This is a genomic window from Leptolyngbya cf. ectocarpi LEGE 11479, from assembly GCF_015207065.1.
GTDB classification, from domain to species: domain Bacteria; phylum Cyanobacteriota; class Cyanobacteriia; order Phormidesmidales; family Phormidesmidaceae; genus Leptothoe; species Leptothoe ectocarpi.
Genome location: NZ_JADEXP010000114.1, coordinates 1 through 16,642 on the forward strand (window position 1 = coordinate 1; position 16,642 = coordinate 16,642).

The 16,642-nt window shown below is 50.3% G+C and carries 11 protein-coding genes; 8 read left to right on the forward strand and 3 right to left on the reverse strand.

Translation table 11 applies throughout. The features are described 5' to 3' along the window. The first annotated feature begins 267 nt into the window (after positions 1–267). Genes IQ260_RS13685 through IQ260_RS13705 form a run of 5 tightly spaced genes read left to right on the forward strand, consistent with a single transcriptional unit; the run spans position 268 to position 3,842 of the window. On the forward strand, positions 268–783 hold the full coding sequence (locus IQ260_RS13685) for a DUF4399 domain-containing protein (RefSeq protein ID WP_228016035.1): 516 nt from the start codon (positions 268–270) through the stop codon (positions 781–783). 52 nt (positions 784–835) lie between these two features. After that, positions 836–2,119 carry an adenosylmethionine--8-amino-7-oxononanoate transaminase gene (gene bioA, locus IQ260_RS13690; protein ID WP_193993668.1) on the forward strand — a complete coding sequence of 428 codons (1,284 nt, stop codon included), beginning with the start codon at positions 836–838 and terminating at the stop codon, positions 2,117–2,119. A gap of 37 nt (positions 2,120–2,156) precedes the next feature. Next, a complete protein-coding gene (locus IQ260_RS13695) occupies positions 2,157–3,020 on the forward strand; it encodes a hypothetical protein (protein WP_193993669.1) in 864 nt (287 codons plus the stop codon). 55 nt (positions 3,021–3,075) lie between these two features. After that, positions 3,076–3,450 (forward strand): DUF433 domain-containing protein, encoded by a 375-nt coding sequence (locus tag IQ260_RS13700; protein ID WP_193993670.1) that lies wholly within the window; start codon positions 3,076–3,078, stop codon positions 3,448–3,450. Further along, entirely contained in the window at positions 3,402–3,842 is a 441-nt protein-coding gene (locus tag IQ260_RS13705; protein ID WP_228016037.1) for an ACP S-malonyltransferase, read from the forward strand. The genes IQ260_RS13700 and IQ260_RS13705 overlap by 49 nt, the downstream gene beginning before the upstream one ends. A 182-nt stretch (positions 3,843–4,024) precedes the next feature. On the opposite strand, the gene IQ260_RS13710 is transcribed toward IQ260_RS13705, so the two are convergent. Continuing rightward, positions 4,025–4,186 carry a hypothetical protein gene (locus IQ260_RS13710; RefSeq protein ID WP_228016040.1) on the reverse strand — a complete coding sequence of 54 codons (162 nt, stop codon included), beginning with the start codon at positions 4,184–4,186 and terminating at the stop codon, positions 4,025–4,027. A gap of 108 nt (positions 4,187–4,294) precedes the next feature. Between IQ260_RS13710 and IQ260_RS13715 the strand changes: the two genes are divergently transcribed. Both IQ260_RS13715 and IQ260_RS13720 read left to right on the forward strand, forming a co-directional pair. Beyond that, positions 4,295–4,459, forward strand: coding sequence for a hypothetical protein (locus tag IQ260_RS13715; protein ID WP_193993671.1), 165 nt, complete (start codon positions 4,295–4,297; stop codon positions 4,457–4,459). A 41-nt stretch (positions 4,460–4,500) separates the two neighbouring features. Continuing rightward, a complete protein-coding gene (locus IQ260_RS13720; protein ID WP_193993672.1) occupies positions 4,501–8,226 on the forward strand; it encodes a hydantoinase B/oxoprolinase family protein in 3,726 nt (1,241 codons plus the stop codon). A 317-nt stretch (positions 8,227–8,543) separates the two neighbouring features. On the opposite strand, the gene IQ260_RS31695 is transcribed toward IQ260_RS13720, so the two are convergent. Together IQ260_RS31695 and IQ260_RS13730 are read right to left on the reverse strand one after the other, a co-directional pair. Further along, positions 8,544–10,328, reverse strand: coding sequence for a CapA family protein (locus IQ260_RS31695; protein WP_193993673.1), 1,785 nt, complete (start codon positions 10,326–10,328; stop codon positions 8,544–8,546). Positions 10,329–10,849: 521 nt separating this feature from the next. After that, positions 10,850–12,637 (reverse strand): hybrid sensor histidine kinase/response regulator, encoded by a 1,788-nt coding sequence (locus IQ260_RS13730; RefSeq protein WP_193993674.1) that lies wholly within the window; start codon positions 12,635–12,637, stop codon positions 10,850–10,852. 305 nt (positions 12,638–12,942) lie between these two features. Between IQ260_RS13730 and IQ260_RS13735 the strand changes: the two genes are divergently transcribed. Then, on the forward strand, positions 12,943–16,011 hold the full coding sequence (locus IQ260_RS13735) for an ATP-binding protein (RefSeq protein WP_193993675.1): 3,069 nt from the start codon (positions 12,943–12,945) through the stop codon (positions 16,009–16,011). Positions 16,012–16,642 lie beyond the last annotated feature (631 nt).

Sequence of the window (16,642 nt, forward strand, 5' to 3'; positions counted from 1 at the left end):
AGCAAGAACAGCAGCGGGGAGACCTAGGGTGCAAAGAATACGATTAAACATGATGGTTGAATTCCTCGAAACGTTTGATGGCTAGACGAGGCTAGTTTTTTATCGGTTTTTGAAACCCGTAAAAACTGAACCTCGCTTTCATGATTCTGTTGTATCTTTCTGGCCCTGGTAACGGAAAAGAGTAGAGGACACTTTTGATAGGTGGACTATGGAATAGGGGCTTAAACTATTGAAAAATCGTTTAAATACACTGTGCCAGTTGGGGATATGACCGTAGTGGTAACGCAACGGCTTACCATAGAGAATGTTCTCTTGATGTGTATTTTATCCATGGTGACCTATATTCAGCGCGGTCTTACTTTTTCTATCCTCTGTCTGGCTTGTCTTTTCAGCCTGCTGGTGTCCCCTGTCTATGCTGCGGACCTGTCTCCAGCCCCCGAGGCAGCTACTGCCTATATCATTTCTCCCCAGGACGGCGATGCGGTCAGCTCCCCGTTTATCGTCCAGTTTGGTCTGTCAGGCATGGGGATTGCTCCGGCTGGCGTAGACCGCCCCAATACCGGTCACCATCATTTGCTGATCGATGTGGGCGAACTGCCGTCACTGACTGAGCCTCTCCAGGGGTCTGAGCAAGTTCTCCACTACGGCGCAGGTCAAACCGAAACCCAGCTCAGTTTGACCCCTGGTGACCATACGCTGCAGCTGGTGTTGGGAAACTATAGCCATATTCCCCACGATAATCCAGTCATCTCTGAGAAAGTTACAGTGACTGTCCAAGATTAATCAGAGCAATAACAGGTTGCAGCCAAGATTAATCAACCCACGTCCCCCAACAATGCATCCTCTCTCCACCGACCAGCTCCTCGCCATCGACCGTCAGCATGTGTGGCATCCCTATGCCGCTATGCCTAACTCCTTACCGATTTTTCCGGTCAAGTCGGCCCACGGTGTACACATTGAGCTAGAAGATGGCCGTACTCTCGTGGATGGCATGTCCTCCTGGTGGACCTGTATCCATGGCTATAACCATCCTCGGCTCAATCGTGCGGCCCGCGAGCAGATGGAGCGCATGTCCCATGTGATGTTTGGGGGCCTAACCCACCAGCCAGCGGTACAGCTAGCCCAGAAGTTAGTAGACCTGACACCAGAGCCGCTGCAGCAGGTATTTTTCTGTGATTCGGGGTCAGTGTCGGTGGAAGTGGCCATGAAAATGGCGATTCAATACTGGTATAACCTGGGTCAGCCGGAAAAGCATCGGTTTCTGACGGTGCGGGGCGGCTACCATGGCGATACTTTTGATGCCATGTCGGTCTGCGACCCGGTCAATGGCATGCATCATTTGTTTAATCAGGTGCTGCGGCAGCAGTATTTTGCTGATGTGCCCAAAATTCCCTTTTGGGGTGTGTGGGAGGATACAGATATTGCGAGTTTTGAACAGCACCTTGTGGAAAACTCTGGCCAGATAGCCGCCGCTATTTTTGAACCGGTGGTCCAAGGGGCTGGCGGTATGCGGTTCTATAGCCCTGACTATGTGCGCCGGGCGCGGGAGCTGTGTGACCAGTATGGGGTGCTGCTGATTTTGGATGAAATTGCCACAGGTTTTGGTCGGACCGGACAGTTGTTTGCCTGTGACCATGCCAATATTGCCCCGGATATTCTCTGTGTGGGCAAAGCCCTGTCGGGTGGGTTTATGTCCCTGGCGGCCACACTGACTACCCCTCACATTAGCCAGGTCTTTGCTCAGGGAGGATCAGGTGTGTTTATGCACGGCCCCACCTTTATGGGGAATCCCCTGGCCTGTGCTGTGGCCTTGGAAAATATATCGATTTTAGAAAGCTACGATTGGCGGGCTCAGATTCAGCGGATTGAGTCGCAGCTGAAGGCGGAATTGGCTCCCTGTCGTGAGTCGTCTTTGGTCAAGGATGTGCGAGTGCTGGGGGCTATTGGTGTGGTCGAACTGCATGAACCTGTGGATATGGCGGTGATACAGCCGCAGTGTGTGGACCACGGGGTGTGGCTACGTCCCTTTGGTAGGCTGGTGTACACTATGCCCCCCTATATTATTGAGCCTGCCGATCTCAGCCGTATTACCCAGGCAATGGTGGCCCTTACTCGTTAAGCTTTAGAGATCTGTCGCTGTTGGATTTGCCACTAGGATGCGTTTTACTGCAATCATTGTTCTGGCGACTGGCCTGATGGGTGCTCTTAGCAGCTGTAACTCATCCCGTCCTTCAACTCAGACGGCTATTTCTGAACCCAGTGCTCAAATAGCGGAATCGAATACTTCGGCAACCTCAGCATCCCCTCCTGAGGAGTCTCTGAGCGCTCAGGAGGTTTTCCCACTAACCCCTGGTCGTCATTGCTATCGGCTAGATGATGGTATTACCACTACCAATCTGCGTTTGACCCTAGACAAAGAGGCTCGGATTGAGGGAGAGGCTCGGTCCTCGGTTCAAAATGATGAGGCGGCCTACTATACGAGCTACACTCAGGCATTTGCGGGCACGTTAGATGACACTGTCGCCATTGATGCGGTTGTTGACGTTACCACTTGGATTGAGTATGACGTTCAAAATACCCGTGAGGCTTGGATACTCACTAGCGAAGCACTCCAGACAGAGGATCAGACGCTTGATCTGGTGGACTGTCAGCTGGTGGACTCGGTATTCCAGGACGACAGTGGGTTGGAATCGGCGGATCTGTTAGATGGGGCGACCGCTGTTCATCGCCAGCGGGTTGAGTTTGCTCCGGGTGAACGTGCTGCAGCTGTTAGCAACGCTGTGGTGCGTGGGGAGCGGGATGTTTATCTGTTGGGGGCCAGCAGCGGTCAACAAATGGAGTTATCCATCGCGTCCTTGGAGGATAATGCGGTTTTTGATGTGATTTCCCCCAGCGGCTATATTCTGGCCCGTGAAATGATGGATGAAACGGTAGTTTTGCCCCATACGGGAGACTATCAGGTGATCGTGGGGGGTACTCGAGGAAATGCTTCCTATGAGTTGACTATTGGTATTGAGTAAATCAGCCTCCATTTTGCCTTGGGATATCATGAAGTAGGTCACAGGAGGTAATGCCATGACTCCCGCAGCTAGCGACAAACCAGAAATTATCCGTACAGAGCGAGGGCTGACTATCACAGGTACTCGGATTACCCTTTATGATGTGATGGACTATGTGATAGGTCAATATCCACCTAAGTTTATCCAAGGATTATTCGAGCTGACAGACGAGCAACTCAACACGGCCCTAGCTTATATTGAGGCCAACTGCTTCGAAGTCGAAACTGAATATCAGCAAGTTATCCAGGACACTGAAGAACTTCGACAATACTACGAAGAGCAGAATCGTGAGCGGGTTGCTCAAATTTCTACCTTACCACCCCCGCCTGGACTAGAAGCTGCATGGGAAAAGCTTCAGGCATCCAAGGCACGTCACCAGCTACAGTTGTGATTTTTTTAGTTGATCACAATTTAAAGGGACACGCGCGTATTCTGCTTGGGAGCATCGCTGGGCAAGGGTGGCTTGATGTTGTTCCAATTCGCTTTGTTATGTTTGAGGCGGTGGGATTATCAATCGATAGCAATGATAGAGTAGTTTGGAGAGTAGCGCAGAAAAACCAGATGATTCTGCTTACTGCGAATCGCAGCATGAAAGATGATGATTCGCTAGAGCAAGTGATGCGTGAAGAAAATACTCCAAGTTCTTTGCCAGTCGTAACTATTGGCAATGCTGATCGAGTTTTAAATGATTCAAGTTATCGAGATCGCTGTGTTGATCGGATTGTTGAAATTGCAATTTACACTGCCAATTACATGGGTGCAAGACGAGTTTTCATTCCATGATAGTGCAGCGTCACGTGGTTGTTTGATTGCACCGCTAGGAAACACGGCATAAAAACCCCCATGAACTCAGTGAGTTGACCATTGGTATTGAGTGAATAAACCGGCATTGCTGATCCTGGGGATGACGTTAGCAGTGAGCCATTGTCAAGTAGCGATGGCCACGGCTCGGCCTATTTCCCAAATCAGCGATCGCGCTGGATGGCGCGATCGCAACACGAGCCGACTCTAACCTTCCGGGTCAAAATCGCCATCACTTCATTGGGCTGTCCGGTCGGTAGCGGACGGCTCCAGTCATTGGGTTCGGCGTAGTTGCGCTGAAGCAGCTCTTTGATCGTGATTTGCACATATCTGAAGCTTTGTAACGCATTTGCCGTAAATTTCTATCCCTGACCGATAGGTCATTAAGGCTGCCTGCTAGCGCCGAAGTGACATCGTTCAACTGGACCCTAACCATGGATAGTCTGCTACGGAGCCTGATACTAAGCACAGTACTGATCCCCAATCTATTTGTGGTAAATGCGGTAGCAGCGGATATGGCGCCACCGGAGCTATCGCGCCCATTTCAGCCTGCATCGCCTGGGATTCCGCAGCGGCGTTTAAGTGGCGGTACACGCTAGCCTGGCCTACACTGCACCCCATGCCTGTATTTACTTGATCCATGTCTAACCGCCCATGCCATCGTTCTGGCCGTGACTGCTGGCAGTTTTGGATTGATCGCGGCGGCACCTTTACTGATATCGTGGCCCGTCGTCCCGATGGTCAGCTGCAGGTCCATAAGCTGCTGTCTGAAAATCCTGGTCGCTATGCCGATGCTCCTATCCAGGGAATTCGTGAGATTTTGGGTCTCCAAGACGACGAGCCGATTCCCGCTGAACAAATTGAAGTGGTGAAAATGGGCACAACGGTGGCCACTAACGCGCTACTGGAACGTAAGGGAGATCCGACAGTACTGCTGATTACTAAAGGATTTAAGGATGCTCTGCGTATCGGCTATCAGAACCGACCTGATATTTTTGCCCGTCATATTCAGCTGCCGGAGATGCTATATGACCAGGTGATCGAGGTGCCGGAACGCTACAGCGCTCAGGGGGAGGCGCTACTGGCTCTAGAAGACGACGGGCCGTGGGTGGAGGAGCTGCAGCGGGTGTTTGAGACTGGGGTACGGGGATGTGCGATCTCATTTCTCCATGCCTACCGCTACCCTGACCACGAAGCTCAAGTAGCGGCCATTGCTAAGCGCATCGGCTTTACCCAAATTTCCGTTTCTCACCAGGTTAGCCCCTTGATGAAACTGGTGAGTCGCGGTGACACCACCGTCGTTGATGCCTATCTCTCACCCATACTACGGCGCTATATCAACCAAATCGAAACCGCCCTAATCCCCCCTCTCCTCAAGGAGAGGGAGCCAGGGGGAGAGGTGCCTCGTCTTATGTTTATGCAGTCCAACGGCGGCCTTACCGATGCCCATCGTTTTCAGGGTAAAGACAGTATTCTCTCCGGTCCCGCAGGCGGCATCGTTGGTGCGGTTAAGACCTGTGCCAGCGCTGGGTTTAACAAAATTATCGGCTTTGACATGGGCGGCACGTCTACGGATGTGTCCCATTACAATAGCGGCAGTAGCAACGGCAGCGACTACGAGCGCACCTTTGAAACCGAGGTAGCCGGCATTCGTCTGCGGGCACCGATGATGGCTATTCACACCGTCGCCGCTGGTGGTGGGTCCATTCTGCAGTTCGACGGAGCCCGCTACCGCGTAGGACCAGAATCCGCTGGCGCTTACCCTGGTCCTACCTGCTACCGTCGTGGTGGACCGCTGACCGTAACCGACTGTAACGTCATGCTGGGCAAGCTGCAGCCTGACTTTTTTCCAACCGTATTTGGACCATCTGGGGACCTGCCCTTGGATAAAGCCGCTGTCATCGCAGGATTTGAAACCCTTGCGCAACAGGTTAGTCAACAGACAGGACAAACTCAAAAAGCTGAGGAAGTTGCCGCTGGTTTTCTCGCTATTGCCATCGACAAAATGGCCAGCGCCATCAAAAAAATCTCGATTCAGCGGGGCTATGACGTTAGCGACTATACCCTCTGCAGCTTTGGTGGAGCTGGTGGGCAACATGCCTGCTTGATCGCAGAAGCTCTGGGGATGCGACAAATCTTTCTCCATCCCTTTGCTGGGGTATTATCCGCCTACGGTATTGGGTTAGCCGATCTGCGTATTCTCAAAGAACAAGCGATTGAAGCCACCCTTTCAGAAGAAACGCGATCGCTACTTACCGAAGCCCTATCGTCCCTGGTCTCTGCTGGCACCCAAGCAATGAGAGATCAGGGAGTAGCCGCCGAAAAAATCTCCACCCTCCGTAAGGTTCACCTACGCTACAGCGGCACCGACTCAGCTCTGATAGTCTCTTTTGGCTCACTCAGCGAGATGACAGCTCAGTTTGAGCACATCTACAAACAGCGTTATGGGTTTACCATGCCCAACAAAGCTCTCATGGTAGAAGCCGTGTCGGTAGAAACCATTGGACAAACAACTTCTATTGACGAGCCCTCCCTGACTCACCAGCGTACTCAGCCCCTGAGTCCTATCACTACGGTTCCCATCTATGCCAAAGGAAACTGGCACGACAGTTCTGTCTATCAGAGAGAGCATCTCTTTCCTGGGGACACTATTCAAGGCCCGGCTCTTATTATTGAGCCCACAGGTACTAATGTCATTGAACCTGGCTGGTTTGCCCAGCTCACAGCAAAGAATTATCTGGTGCTCAATTCTCAGACCGAGTCCCAAAGCCCAATAGACCCAGTACTGTCGTTGGATAAACCTGATCCGGTCAAGCTAGAAATCTTTAATAACCTTTTTCGGTCTGTGGCAGAAGAAATGGGCATCACCCTGCAGAACACTAGCTACTCAGTCAACATCAAAGAGCGATTAGATTTCTCCTGTGCTATTTTTGACCAGCAGGGGCAGCTGGTAGCCAATGCTCCCCATATCCCTGTGCATCTAGGCTCCATGGGAGAAAGTGTGCTCAGTCTAATTCAAGCTAAGGGGGACAGCTTTAACCCCGGCGATGTCTACATGTCCAACAATCCCTATAATGGCGGCACGCATTTACCCGACATTACGGTGATTACGCCTGTATTTATCGAATCGGCGTTGGTGGGCGGTGCCCACCCTACGAATGGACCTCTTTTCTACGTTGCATCGCGGGGGCACCATGCCGACATTGGCGGTATCACCCCAGGTTCCATGCCTCCCGAGAGTAAAACCATCGACCAAGAGGGCATATTAATCGACAACGTCACACTCATTGAGCAGGGACAATTTTGCGAAGCTGCTATTACGGAACTCTTGCAGTCTGGGCCTTACCCTGTACGCAACCTGGCTCAGAATTTAGCAGATCTGCGTGCCCAGGTGGCGGCCAATAAATGCGGAGTGCAAGAGCTTCAGCGCATGGTTGCCCACTATGGCCTAGAGCAAGTCCAGGCCTACATGCAACACGTGCAAGACAATGCCGCCGAAGCTGTTCGGCGTGTCATTGATGTCCTATCCGACGGAGAGTTTACTTACACTACCGACAATGGCACCCAGATTCGTCTAGCGATCGCGATCAATCAGACAGAACGCTCTGCCCGTATTGACTTTACCGGTACGTCGCCCCAGCAAGACAACAACTTTAATGCGCCCTTAGCCGTGTGTAAAGCTGTCGTTCTCTATGTTTTTCGCACCCTGGTTGATGACGATATTCCCCTCAATGCCGGCTGCCTCAAACCTTTAGAGATTGTTGTGCCAGCAGGGTGTTTACTCAACCCGTGCTATCCAGCCGCTGTTGTAGCTGGCAATGTAGAAACTTCCCAGGCGGTGACCAATGCGCTCTACGGAGCGCTGGGTACCCTGGCTGCCAGTCAGGGTACCATGAACAACTTCACCTTTGGCAATGAATGCTACCAGTATTACGAGACTATCTGCGGAGGCTCTGGGGCCGGTCCAGATTTTGCGGGCACCGATGCTGTGCAAACCCACATGACTAACTCTCGGCTGACGGATCCGGAGGTGCTTGAATGGCGCTTCCCAGTTTTAGTGGATAAGTTTTCTATTCGACCCAACAGCGGCGGTGCAGGCAAATACCCAGGAGGTAACGGGGTGATTCGGCGCATTCGTTTTCGCGAAGCGATGACTGCGGCTATTATCTCAGGTCATCGTCAGGTGGCTCCGTTTGGCTTGCAGGGAGGGCAGCCGGGACAGCTGGGAAAAAATAGACTTGAGCGAGATAATGGGTTAATAGAGACTATTGGCAGCAATGCCCAGGTTGCTATGGAGGCTGACGATGCTTTTGTTATTGAGACACCTGGTGGCGGCGGATTTGGGGCTTCGATATCTGATAGCTAATTAGGATGACTGAGATCTTGTACCTGGCGATGAAGCGCCAACCCACCCTGCACTCAAAGTGACAGGGCTAACTGATGGGTGTCCACTGGAAGGGACACAATCATCGGAGGTGTGTGTTTAGGGGACGCTTCCACGACACTTATACGATGCTTCGATAGCTCCACCACCGACCTCCAGCGCCTCCATACCCAACTGTCCCTTTTAGCGGACAGCCCTCAGTTAGCAGTAGGTTTCGAACCTACTGTGGGTTTTAGCCTCGCAACCGACTTGGTGTAGTGTCTAAGGCTACCTACTTATTTGCTAATGCCTCTAGCTGCTCAATCTGTGCGGATAATGTGGCCATCGCCGTCAATATTCAGAGGTGTACTAGGAAAATTCTTTTCTATGAGTTTTCGCAGCAAAGCGACCGTTTGAAACGAGTTGTCCAGATAGGGCAGCCCATCCCTATCTAACAACACAGGAATAACGCTGCCGTTGAAGAAGCTACCGTCTTGCTCTAACCCCACCTGTAAAATCATTGACTTACCCAGGGCACCATCCACTGGCAATGTGTCATACCCTAAGAAATTTCCCAGAGAGTAAGCGATTAACCGGTCTTTATATAGCTCTATCGCCCTGGGAACATGGGGACCATGGCCCAGTACTAAATCCGCTCCTGAATCAATCACACTACGGGAAAACTGCACCATATTTCCACGATTTTCTCCTAGGAAATACTCGGTTTTGTTGTAGGTGTTTATCGCCATGGTGCCCTCTGCCCCAGCATGGACCGAGATTACCACCATATCTGCCTGTTGTTCTGCCTGCTTAATCAGGCTGTCAGCGGCTGTGAGGTCATGCATTAAATTGTGGTCAGGGAAGTAGCTAAAGGCAATAAATGCTACCGTCACGTCATTGACATCAATGTACGAAATCTCACCCTTTTGGCCAACGGTTTTTACTCCAGCTGCGTTTAGGTGCGCCATGGTATCTTCAAACCCTTTTGGGCCAAAGTCAAAGGAGTGGTTGTTGGCTACGCTCATCATATCGAATCCGGCCTGGCGAATGATCTGGGCATAGGCTGGCGGAGAACGAAAGGCGAAGGTATTTGATCGGCTAATATCTTTAGCGCTGTAGGGATGATCCGTCAGCGTACTTTCATAATTGCCAAATAAAATATCGTTCTCTTTTTGCAGGTAGGGAACGATGCGTCGAAAGAGAACATTTGAATCCTGGGGCAGACGATAGTAGGGATAGTTTGTGCCTGGAATAATATCGCCGACAGCTTTGATGACTACCGCAGGCGTCGGTATGGGAGGCGGCTGTGTTGCGATATTAATGGCAGTTTCGAGATCTGTTGCCAATAGTTCTCGGGTGGGCAGACTGAGCGCACTGATGGAGACTCCTTCTTGATCTGCGGGCGGCTCCATCTCTGGTGCTCCTTCAAGTCCAGCAACCCCTGGAGACTGTTGGTCTAATCCTGCTAGCTGTTCTAAGGTGTAACCGAGGCCAAAGCTGGTGACCAATAAAATGCCGATGGTTGCTACACTGGCTTCCCTGGTTCTGGGTAAGACTAACCTGGAAACCTGTTGCACAGCCGGTAAACTCGCCACACCTGTAGCCCATGCCGAGATCTGTGGGGGCTGAACCGAACCTATGCTCTGGGTGAGCGTCTGTTGAAGTGCGATCGCATAAGTCTGCACAGGCGTTGTCCAACGTGTCACCGTCCCCATGAGCTGATCAGACCAACGGTCCAGCACGGTGTACCAGGGGGCTTTGCGAGGACGTTTGGCCAACTGATTTGAGAGGTGAATTAACCCATAGCCCGTATCGGCCTCCCAACGCTGTACCCAAGCGGCCACATCAGCATTGGTAGCCTTGCCATGGACCTGGATCCGCTCAATATGGGGCAACGATAGGCAGACCAAGGTAGCATAAACCGTCTGGGCGTACTGAGCCTTTTCAGGGGCAATGGGACCTTCTAGAGTGATCTTCAGGCTTCTGGCAATTTGCCTCACAGTTACGTTCGGGGCATTGTCCAGCCCCAATACCTGCCGTAATAGTGTCGTGATAGCGTCTACATCACCTTGCTTAGCGGCATTTACCAGTGCTGATTTGATCACTGCTCTAATCCTGTTTTTTAAGAAAGCGCTCAGTCAGTCTTGAGGCCTGGGGGCGGTTGCATTCGGTTAGGGTACTACAACTTGGCTACTGAGACCGAGCAAAAAGCACAATTTCCTCTTATATTCAGAAAAATGATTTGCCCCTGGCGATTTCCTGGGCCTTAGTGGGGTTCTAGCTGTGGAATGGACTGACCTGATGGCGCAGTTCTATAGCTGGGGGGATACGGGCTATTTATTGTTGTAGGTAAATAAATATGTCCAGAGAGGTAAATGCTTATTTCTTTTAGTACGTATGCTGTAACTGTACTTAATAAATGCTCATTAAAAGTAATGATGTCCCTTTTGACAGCTAAGCTACCTTCCGGACGTTGGGGAATTTTTAACAGCAAAAACCGTCTTCTGTTTACCGTTGGTAGTCAGCAGACGTTAGACGCAATTCTGACTCAGCTTGCTCACAAGCAAATTCCGGTAAAGGTTTTAGTTGAATCCTAATCCTGTCGCTTCACTCACGATCAGATGAGTCAATTTGAGTCTCTAGGGCATGAAGGTAATTCAATGCAAACGGTGAGTTGTTGCTTGGCAATAGCTGCGTTGACCGTGCCACCGAGATAGTGTACTTGCTTTTTAACTAACGCTAACCCCAGGCCAGTGCCGCCATTTTGCCAGCGGTCGTACTGGGGCAGGCGATAAAACTTGTCAAAGATCTGGCTAAGCTCTGCTTCTGACATCGTGACACCGCCGTTGCGCACTCGAAATTGAAATCGGTTGTTTTCGTAAGATACCACCAACTCAATCGTTTCTCTGGCAGGCGTATATTTACCAGCGTTGTCTAATACCTCAAGCAAAACGCGGGTAACGATATCTGCATTGGTGTGTAGTAGCGGTAAATGATGAGGGATAACCAGGTTAAAGTGTTGTTTACGGTCATGGCAGCGCTGTTCATAGGACGCTGTTACCGTGGTAACAAGCTCATCAATGCTGATAATGTCTGAGGTAACGGTCGGAGTTTTGATATCAAGGTGGACAAATTCTAGCAGGTCGTTAACAAGTTTGATTTCGCGATCGCAACCCTCCAAAAGCATCGAAAATAGACTGGCCGCCACCTCTTGATGCTGAGAGGACCACTCCGATTCCAAAAGCATTGACTCTATAGTTTCTGCAGACGTTTTAATGGTGGTTAGGGGCGTTCTCAATTCGTGGGAAAGCGTTTTGAGAAAATCATCTTTGGCATGATTTAATCGCTCCAAGTCTTTCACCTGAGCTTGAGAACTCTCGTAGAGTCGCGCCTGGCGAATGGCGATGGCTGTCTGATCAGCAATATGTTTGACCAGACAGATTTCATCATCACTAAAACTGGTCAAGCTAGTCCGATACAGCCAGATGTCGCCAATGATGTTTTGGTGATCTGACAGTGGACAGGCTAGGAACATGGCACTATCAGGCACAGCATGCTGAACATCATTATTCGTAAGCTGCGCGTGGACAGTTTCCCCTTGATGCAAATTCAAATAAATATCGTTAAAGCAACTGAAGGGATAGATTTTGCCTAAGGCTGATGGCAGTCCCTCAACATATTCATGGGTGATAGTTGAAACCGAGTGATGGTTGTCATAAATCCCAATCTGACACCGGTTCAGCTCTAAAATAGAGGTCAGTTCACGCACGACGGTGTCATAAATCTGAGTTTCATCCAACGTGCTGCGGATCCTGTGGGTAATCCGTTGAGAAACTTGGGTAAAGTTAAACGCCTGCTGCAGGGCTGCGGTGCGCTGCTGCACCTTCTGTTCTAACTGTTGGTTAAGCTCATTGAGTGCCGACTGAGCCTCTTTTAAGGAGAGGTGAACCCGCACTCGGGCCAACAGCTCCGCAGGTACAAAGGGCTTTGTAATATAGTCGACAGCACCGTATTCAAACGCCTGCAGTAGGTGCTCTGTCTCATGGCTGGCGGTCAGAAAAATTATTGGGATATCAGCCGTATCAGGGTTTTGCCGCAGAGATTGGCACACCGTTAACCCATCGATATCCGGCATCATCAGGTCCAGCAGAATCAAGTCAGGCAGAACGGCGTTGACTCGTTCCAAGGCCTGTCGACCGCTAGACGCAAACGTGAGCTTACAGGATGTCTGGGTGAGGAGCTGACGCAGCAGCTTAAGATTAGCGGGCTGGTCATCCACAACGAGAATTAGGTTTTCAAATCCATTAGCAGGATGATGGGGGGATGAATCCTGCTGCTCAAGACTTCCCCCATCTTGATCTGGGGTGCTAGTAATTGTGCAATGAGGCCGACGGCGGGAAACTGTAGCTGCCATATCTATGGCCTCCAAACGTGCTGAGGGGTGTTTGTTTACGACAGGCATTCACCATAGCTAAATCTTTAAAGAAATCAAAGGAAAGTATTGCGAAAAAATAAGAACTGGTGCGAAATGTTGATGCTGGTAAATGAGATCACAATCTGGGCGTTGCAGCTCCTCGGGATGGTGTCATCTGTAAGACACTGAAGGACGCGGATGTATGGCATTTCTGATAGATCGGTGCAGCGTCATACATCAGCAACGCCAAAATCTACCCGCCGCCCTTAGCGATTGCTTTGTCGATCAGGCAATCAGGAGCCGTCATGTCGCCTAAGCCCAGTCCGATCCTGCCAACCAATGCTGATTTACAAGCACTAGAGGCGTGTGAAGAGTATCCCATTCGAGACATTGAGCATATTCAGCCCCACGGCTGTTTGCTGGTGGTGCACTGGCATAATCTGAAGGTAGTACAGCTGAGTGCTAATGCCACATTGGCTATGGCCGCTGAGCAAATATTGGGGCAATCCTTAACCACCCTTTTGCCTGCCGCAGACATCGAGCAATTACAGGCAGCATTAGCCCGATCTGAGAAGACTCCACAGCGGCTCACCTTTAAGGCAACTGAGAAAGCTTTTTGGGTCTATCCCCATCGTCAGGGTGAGCTTGTGGTGTTAGAACTGGAGCCGGACGTATCAGAACTATTTGATATAGAGTCGTTGCAACAGCAAATGATCGAGGCGCTTGCCCGGTTTGAGACGGCTGATACACTAATGAGCTTTGCTCAGACCCTGACAAAGGTTATCAGCACCTTGCTGCAGTTTGATCGGGTGATGGTGTATCGCTTTTTGCCCGATGATAGTGGTGTGGTCATTGCTGAGACCGCACACCCTGACTTAGAAGCCTATCTAGGGCTTCATTTTCCAGCTACAGATATTCCAGCTGAGGCCCGTGCCCTGTTTCTTGAAAACCCCCTACGCTGGATTCCCGATATTAACTATCAGCCAGTCCCGCTGGTACCGGCCATCAACCCGATTACAGCGGCTCCACTCAATCTCAGTCAGACGTGGTTGCGGGGTGTTTCCCCACCCCATGTGACGTATCTGCAAAATATGGACGTTGCCAGCTCCATCACCATTCCTTTGGTCAATGAGCAGGGATTGTGGGGGCTAATTGCCTGTCATCATGGTCAGACTCGATCGATTGACCATAAGACCCGCAGTGCGTTTATTATGCTAGCAAAATTGGCCAATCTTGAGCTAATGCGTCAGCAAAGCCGAGAGCGCCACCGCTATCGTGCCCACAATAAGCATCTGATCGCCACCCTGCGTCAGGCGATCGAGCAGACGGTGCAGTCAACTCAACAGTCGTTGCTCCAGGAGGCTCACACCTTCTTGAACCTGTTTGAAGCCAATGGTCTGGCGATTGTATTTGAGCAGGAGGTTGCGATCGCAGGCAACACCCCCACCCAAACCGAAATAGCTAGCTTTATTCCCTGGCTGCTTGAGCAAGGTCAGGATGTTTGGAGTACCGACCGTCTAGGACAGCATTACCCTGACAGCCAAGCTTGGGACTATCAGCCCGCTGGCGTCCTTGCCATCACCATTGCGCTGCAGCAACCTCAACCCGCGTCCTACCATCTGCTGCTGTTTCGACCCGAACAAGTACAAACTGTTACCTGGGCAGGTCGCCTTAGCGATTCTCTTGAAGTCAGTGACACTGGAAAGTTGTCGTTGTGTCCCCGCAACTCTTTTCACTTATGGCAAGAACAGCTACAGGGGCAATCGCTACCCTGGTCTGCCAAAGATCTCGAATTTGCGACCGAACTCAACAATATGTTGATGTTAGCTGTCCTGAAGTTTTCAGCTGATGCCTTAGCAGCTGCAGCTAAGCAGGCAGACATCGCCAATCAAGCCAAAAGCGAATTCTTAGCCAACATGAGTCACGAGATCCGCACACCGATGAACGCGGTGTTAGGATTTACTGACTTATTGCAGCCATTGGTACACGATGCGGTTGCCCAAAACCATCTTGAAGCGATCTCATCCAGTGGTAGAACCCTACTCGCCTTGATCAACGACATTCTTGATCTCTCTAAAATCGAAGCGGGCCAGATGGAGGCGCATTATGAACCCCACCAGCTTGACTGTATCGTCAAAGATATACAGAACATCTTTAAGCAAAAGGCAATTGCCAAAGGTCTGAAGCTGCGAACCATCCTGGGAGAAAGTCTTCCCGACGTGTTGCTCGTTGATGAAGTGCGATTACGCCAAATCCTATTTAATCTGGTGGGTAATGCTCTGAAATTTACCGAGCAGGGGCGGGTGGACATTGAGGTGGACTGTACCCCAGCTGTCTCCCAAGCTGGAGCAAACACCATTGACTTAAAACTCAGCGTTACCGATACCGGTATTGGCATTCCGGCAGACGACCAGCAGCTCATTTTTCATGCATTCTCTCAAAGTGACGGCCAGTCTAAGCGTCGATACGAGGGCACTGGCCTCGGGTTGGCCATTACCCATCGTTTGACCCATCTCATGGGCGGCACCATCACTTTAGACAGTCAGGTGGGACGAGGTAGCACATTCACCTGTTGCTTTCCCAGGGTAGAAGTTGTCCAGGCCATGGGGCAATCTTCTACAGAAACCACATCTATAGCCGCAGTCGACAATGACTTTAATCAATTTCCGGCTATGAAGATTTTAGTAGCCGATGATATTCAATCTAATCGTGACTTGTTGGCGGGCTATCTCAGCGAAACTATTCACACGCTCATTTTTGCCTACGATGGTCAGCAAACATTGGAGCTTGTGGACATGCATCACCCGGATCTGATTCTCTTAGATTTGCGTATGCCCCGACTCGACGGTCAAGAAGTAGTGTCGAAGCTCAAGGCGGATCCTTCAATCCAAGAGATTCCAATTATCTTTGTCACAGCATCGTTGCCGTATGAGGAAAATGTTACCGATATCTCTGAACTCGGTGATGGCATCTTACTCAAGCCAGTTCAAAAACAAGAGCTGTTTACAGCTATGCAAGCAGCTTTGGCTAATTCAGAGAACGATGGAGAGCCAGCGACGTTGACGTCTAAACTACCAACTCGCCAGCTTACATCTACAGAGCTAGGTCAGCTGGCAGAGCAGCTAAGAGGCATTGAAAGCCGCGTATGGCAGGCTGCACAAACAACTCTAGAGATCGGAAATATCGAAGAATTTAGTGATAGTTTGCAAGATATTTATCAACGCTACCCCTACCCACCCCTAAAAGATTACGTACAAACGCTTTCGGAACAGCTAGATATATTTGACTGGGAACAAATTCCTGAAACCATCACCAATTTTCCAACACTTCTACAACTATTGGAGGCTGACATTTTGGCTCAAAAGGAAAGCTAATATAGTCAAAATCAGACAAGAGCACCATAATTATCTTTTGGGATCGGACTGAGCAAAGTCGAAGCCCTCAATTACCCGAAACTCAGAGATTGAGCTGGTTAACTGAGATCTTGCGCCTGTGTTGGTCAAGAGGCGTCAACCCACGTTGGGTTCAAAACCCAACGCTAATCGAGGGTTGTCCACTAAAGGGACAATTTGACTGTGAGGCTCTATGGCTAGAGCTTTCATCGATCTTCAACCCCTTTAGTGGGTTTTGACTCTGTTAGCCCTGTCACTTTGAGTGCAGGGCGGGTTGACGCTTCTCCACCAGGTGCAAGATCTAAGTTAAGCAGAGTCGAAACCAGCGGTGTTAGGGATGTATATTTCCGTCATCCTGCTGACTGTCTAAATATCAAAGCAAAACACGATCATTCGCCCTCGATGTTTCCAGTGCTTTTTATCCTGGGGCATGGCTTTTAATGCTTCAGCCTCTGACTCAAGAATGAACTGTATTTCACCTGGAACTATAGCGTTTCTCAGTTGTTTTGAGTATAGTAACAACAGTGAGTAAACCATCCAATAATATCGTTTTGATGGATCTCATCAATAGCATCAGCGATGGCCTCGTTGAGCGCATCATAGGTTCGCGGAG